5 protein-coding genes are annotated in these 4522 nt (G+C 65.2%); 1 reads left to right on the forward strand and 4 read right to left on the reverse strand.

Going from position 1 to position 4522, the window contains the following annotated elements:
• Positions 1 to 169 precede the first annotated feature (169 nt).
• From WAZ62_RS04540 to WAZ62_RS04555, 4 genes are all read right to left on the reverse strand, one after another.
• Positions 170 to 364 (reverse strand): GIY-YIG nuclease family protein, encoded by a 195-nt coding sequence (locus WAZ62_RS04540; protein ID WP_422642337.1) that lies wholly within the window; start codon positions 362 to 364, stop codon positions 170 to 172.
• Positions 365 to 443: 79 nt separating this feature from the next.
• Positions 444 to 2090, reverse strand: a complete 1647-nt coding sequence (locus tag WAZ62_RS04545) for an NAD-dependent malic enzyme (protein ID WP_422642338.1) — start codon at positions 2088 to 2090, stop codon at positions 444 to 446.
• 228 nt (positions 2091 to 2318) lie between these two features.
• The gene (gene ppa / locus WAZ62_RS04550) at positions 2319 to 2843 is read right to left on the reverse strand and encodes an inorganic diphosphatase (RefSeq protein ID WP_422642339.1); all 525 of its coding nucleotides are present in this window, start codon (positions 2841 to 2843) and stop codon (positions 2319 to 2321) included.
• 62 nt (positions 2844 to 2905) lie between these two features.
• The gene (locus WAZ62_RS04555) at positions 2906 to 3814 is read right to left on the reverse strand and encodes a DMT family transporter (protein WP_422642340.1); all 909 of its coding nucleotides are present in this window, start codon (positions 3812 to 3814) and stop codon (positions 2906 to 2908) included.
• Positions 3815 to 3914: 100 nt separating this feature from the next.
• Here WAZ62_RS04555 and WAZ62_RS04560 point away from each other — a divergent pair.
• Positions 3915 to 4522 (forward strand): LysR family transcriptional regulator (locus tag WAZ62_RS04560; protein ID WP_422642341.1); only part of this gene is annotated, 608 nt, incomplete at its 3' end.

The following is a 4522-nucleotide window of genomic DNA, read 5'->3' on the forward strand; positions in this document are numbered from 1 at the left end:
TCCCGGCCTTCGCCGGGACGACGCATTAAACTCATCTCGTCGTCCCGGCGAAGGCCGGGACCTCGACCCGGAAGGGGCGCTAGCGCGCGACCTCGGGATAGAGGTCGCGCCACTCGGGATTCTCCGCCTCGATCAGGCGAATTTTCCAGGCGCGGTGCCAAGATTTGAGCTACTTCTCGCGGGTGATCGCCAGGGGCATCGTATCGTGCCGCTCGAACCATACCAATTTGTCGACATCATAGGTGCGTGTGAAGCCGGGAACGGCATGAATCCGACGCTCGTGGACGCGACGAACGAGATCGTTGGTCGTGCCGACGTAAAGCACGCCGTGCGGGCGAGAGGCGAGAATGTAGACCCAGCCCATCGATGCGAGCCACCTCTTCTCGTCTCGAGGTCCCGGCCTTCGCCGGGACGACGGGACGATATCGACCTCGAAGGGGCGCCTACAGCAACTGCTTGTAGGTCGCCTTCCACATGCGCGAGCGGATATAGAGTTCGATGTCCTCGGGCTCGGGCACGCGGGCCTGGCCTTCCTTGAAGATTTCGGCGGCGACCTTGACCGCGACCTTGACCGAGGCTTCGAGGATGCCCGACAGGGGCGGGTAGATCAGGCCGGCGTCGAGGTCGGCTTGCGTCACCTGTTCTGCGACGGCGCGGGCCGCCGTGATGAACATGCCGTCGGTCACCCGGCTGGCCTCGGTCGCATAGACCGCGAGGCCGACCGCCGGGAAGATATAGACATTGTTGCCCTGGCCGGGGACCAGCGTCTTCTCGCCGATGCGCACCGGCGGGAAGGGGCTGCCGGAGGCGAAGATCGCCCGCCCTTCCGACCATTTGTAGGCTTCCTCGGCCGTGCATTCGGCGTGGGAGGTCGGGTTGGAATAGGGAAAGACGATGGGCCGCTCGTTCAGGCGGGCCATGGCCTCGATCACCTCCTGGGTGAAGGCCTTGGCGACGGCGGAGACGCCGATGATGCCGGTCGGCTTCAGGGTCTCGATCGCCTCGACGAAACTGCGCAGCTGTTCGCCCTTGTGGGCGAAGGGGCGCTGGAAGCTGGCGAGATCGTTGCGGCTCTCGACGACGAGGCCCTCGATGTCGAAGAGATGGCAGCGGGCGCGTGCCTCCTCCAGCGTGAGGCCGGCCTGATGCATGACCTGGGACAGGAGATTGGCGATGCCGGTGCCGGCCGAGCCCGCGCCGAGGAACAGGAAGCGCTGTTCGGTCAGCGGCTTGCCGGTGATCTTCAGCGCGGCGAGGACGCCGGCGACGGCGACGCCCGCCGTGCCCTGGATGTCGTCGTTGAAGCAGCACACCCGGTTGCGATAGCGCTCGAGCAGCGGCACCGCGTTCACATTGGCGAAATCCTCGAACTGGATGCAGCAGCGCGGGAAGACTTCCTGCACCGCCTGGACGAATTCCTCGAGGAATTCGTCGTAGTCCTTGCCGCGCACCCGGGACTGCTTCAGCCCCATGTAGAGCGGGTCGCGCAGCAGCGACTCGTTGTTGGTGCCGACGTCGATCATCACCGGCAGGGTCATGCGCGGCGGAACGCCGGCGCAGGCGGTATAGAGATTGAGCTTGCCGATCGGAATGCCCATGCCGTTGGTGCCGAGATCGCCAAGGCCGAGGATACGCTCGCCGTCGGTCACGACGATGAAGCGGATGTCCTTTTCCGGCCAGTGGCGCAGGATCTCGGCGATCCGGCCTTTCCGGTTGATGCCGAGATAGATGCCCTTGGGCCGGCGCATGATGTGGCCGTAGGTCTGGCAGGCGGCGCCCACGGTCGGGGTATAGACGATGGGCATGAAGCGCACCGGGTCCGACATGATCGTCTTGTAGAACAGGGTACGGTCGTTATCGGCGAGGGACTGCAGGAAAATGTAGCGGCCCATGTCGGTCGACTTCTTGGCCAGCTGCAGCATGATGCGCTTCAGGCGGTTTTCCTCGGTATCGATCCCTTCCGGCATCAGGCCGACCAGCCCGAAGGCCTCGCGTTCTTCCTCGGTGAAGGCCGTGCCCTTGTTCAGGCGCGGGTTCTGCATGAGGTCCATGCCGGTGGGAATACCGCCTGGCACCGATGCCTTGGTCATTGGTCTTGGCTTTCTTGTCGATCCAAAGGGTCCGGCGATCGCCGATGGGCACTATACGCCGCGATCTGGTCGCAGAGGTAGTGGAGCCGGCCTGGGCGCGCAACCGTCTCCTTGGTCTAAGAAGGGCGCCTTCATGCGAAAATGAAAAGGGGCGCCGTTACCAGCGCCCCTGTCATGCGAATTCGCATCGAAAGGTAAATTGAATGCGGCGCAACATGCGCCGCCGCCTCATTTCGCCCGTTCGATCGCTTCGAGAATGAGCGCCTTGGCCTCGTCCGGGCCGACCCACTTCACGATGGTCACCCATTTGCCCTTTTCCAGATCCTTGTAGTGCTGGAAGAAGTGGGCGATCTGCTCGCACAGGATGTCCGGCAGGTCGGCGTAGGACTTCACGTCCTTGTAGAAGGGATGCAGCTTGTCGACGGGGACCGCGATGATCTTCTCGTCGGCGCCGGCTTCATCTTCCATCAGGAGGGCGCCGATCGGCCGCACGCGGATGATCGAGGCGGCGGCGACCGGCGACTGGCCGATCACGATCACGTCCGCCGGATCGCCATCGCCCGACTTGGTGTGCGGGATGAAGCCGTAGTTGCCGGGGTAGTACATCGCGGTGTGCAGGAAGCGGTCGACGAAGAGCGCGCCCGATTCCTTGTCCAGTTCGTATTTCACCGGCACGCCGCCCTGCGGAATCTCGATGACGACATTGATGTCGTCGGGCGGGTTCTTGCCGATCGAAACCTTGCTGATGTCCATTGTGGTCCCCGGTTCAAAAAAGCGTAAGGCGGCGCGGACCATAGCGCCTGCGGCAGAAGAAATCACCTAGCCAATAGCAGTAAGAGGACGCTGGCGACAATCAGCGCCGCCCCGGCGTATTCCCGCATGACCGGACGCTCGCGGAAGACGAGGATCGACATGGCGATGGAAAAGACGATTTCCACCTGGGCGAGGGCGCGGACATGGGCCACGGGCTCCAGCGTCATGGCGAGGAACCAGCTGAAGGAGCCGACGACCGACATGATGCCGACACTGGCGGCGGGCTTCCAGGCAAAGCCCAGCGCCCCCCGCAGCGCCTTGCGGTCGGCGATGAGAAGCCAGGTCCCCATCAGCACGGTCTGCATCGCCGTGATCGCGGCCAGTGTGGTCACCGCGCGGATCAGGCTGTCCCCAGCCGGCAACGACAGGGCGGCCGAGCGGATGCCGATCCCGGAAAAGGCAAAGAAAAAGCCGGAGGCGAGGCCGTAAATCGTCGCGGGCTCGCGCCAGGCGCGGGCCAGCGGGATGGTGCCGCCACTGCGCCGCGCCGTCGTCAGCAGGACAAGGCCGCCAAAGCCGATGGCGATCGCGGCCCAGCCGCCGAGGCTCACCCCCTCGCCCAGGATCAGCAGCGACAGGACGGCGGCCTGGATCGTCTCGGTCTTGGAAAAGGTGGTGGCGACGGCGAAGTTTCGCAGCGTATAGGCATGGATCAGGCAGCCGGTCGCCACGATCTGCGGAATGCCGCCCAGCAGGCAATAGAAGATGAAGTCGATGCCGGGCGTCGGCACCTGTTCGCCCTGCCCGGCGAGGCCGGCCAGCAACAGGGCCGCCAGTGGCGCGCCATAGAAATAGCGCGAGAAATGAGCGCCGTTCTGACCGATGACGCCGGTCAGGCGCTTTTGCTGCGCCGTGCGGAAAGTCTGCAGCACGGAGGCGGCCAGGGTGATCGGAATCCATAAGCTGGGCATCGGGTATCGGTCCTTGTCTCGCGGTCAGGATTGACCTGACGACCAAGCTCGTCCAATCGATGCTTGTGTGAGGAACATAAGAAAATCTAATATTCTACCTATGACCCGCCGCCTTCCGTCCCTCAAGGCCTTGCAGGCCGCCGAAGCGGTGCATCGCCTTGGCGGTGTCGCCGCCGCCGCCCGCGCCCTCGCCGTCAGTCAGCCGGCGGTGAGCCAGCAATTGAAGTTGCTGGAGGCCGACCTCGGGCAGCCGTTGTTCACCCGGGAGAAAGGCCGGCTGGTGCCGACGGGGACGGGCCTTCTGATGTTGTCCCGGCTGACGCAAGCCTTCGCCCTGTTGCGCGAGGCGGTGGATCTGGCGGAACGGGAAACGGCCAAGGGCCTGACCGTCGCCGTGCTGCCCAGTTTCGCCATGCGCTGGCTGATCCCCCGGCTCGGCGGCTTCGAGGCGCTGCATCCGGGGATCGACCTTCGGCTGTCGACGGCCGCCAGCCCGGTCGAGCGACTGCGCGACGGCGGTGCCGATCTCGCCATCGACCTTGGCCGCGACGAGACGGCCTGGCCGGGACTGGAAGCCCAGGCGCTGCTGTTCGAGGACATGATCCCTGTCGCGGCGCCCGCTCTCGCGCGGGGGCTGCGGGCACCGGCGGACCTGCGGTCTGTCGCCCGTCTCGTCGTCGATGTGCCGGAGCGGGCGGGGGACTGGGG

This window comes from Zavarzinia sp., assembly GCF_049306435.1.
Lineage (GTDB): Bacteria > Pseudomonadota > Alphaproteobacteria > Zavarziniales > Zavarziniaceae > Zavarzinia.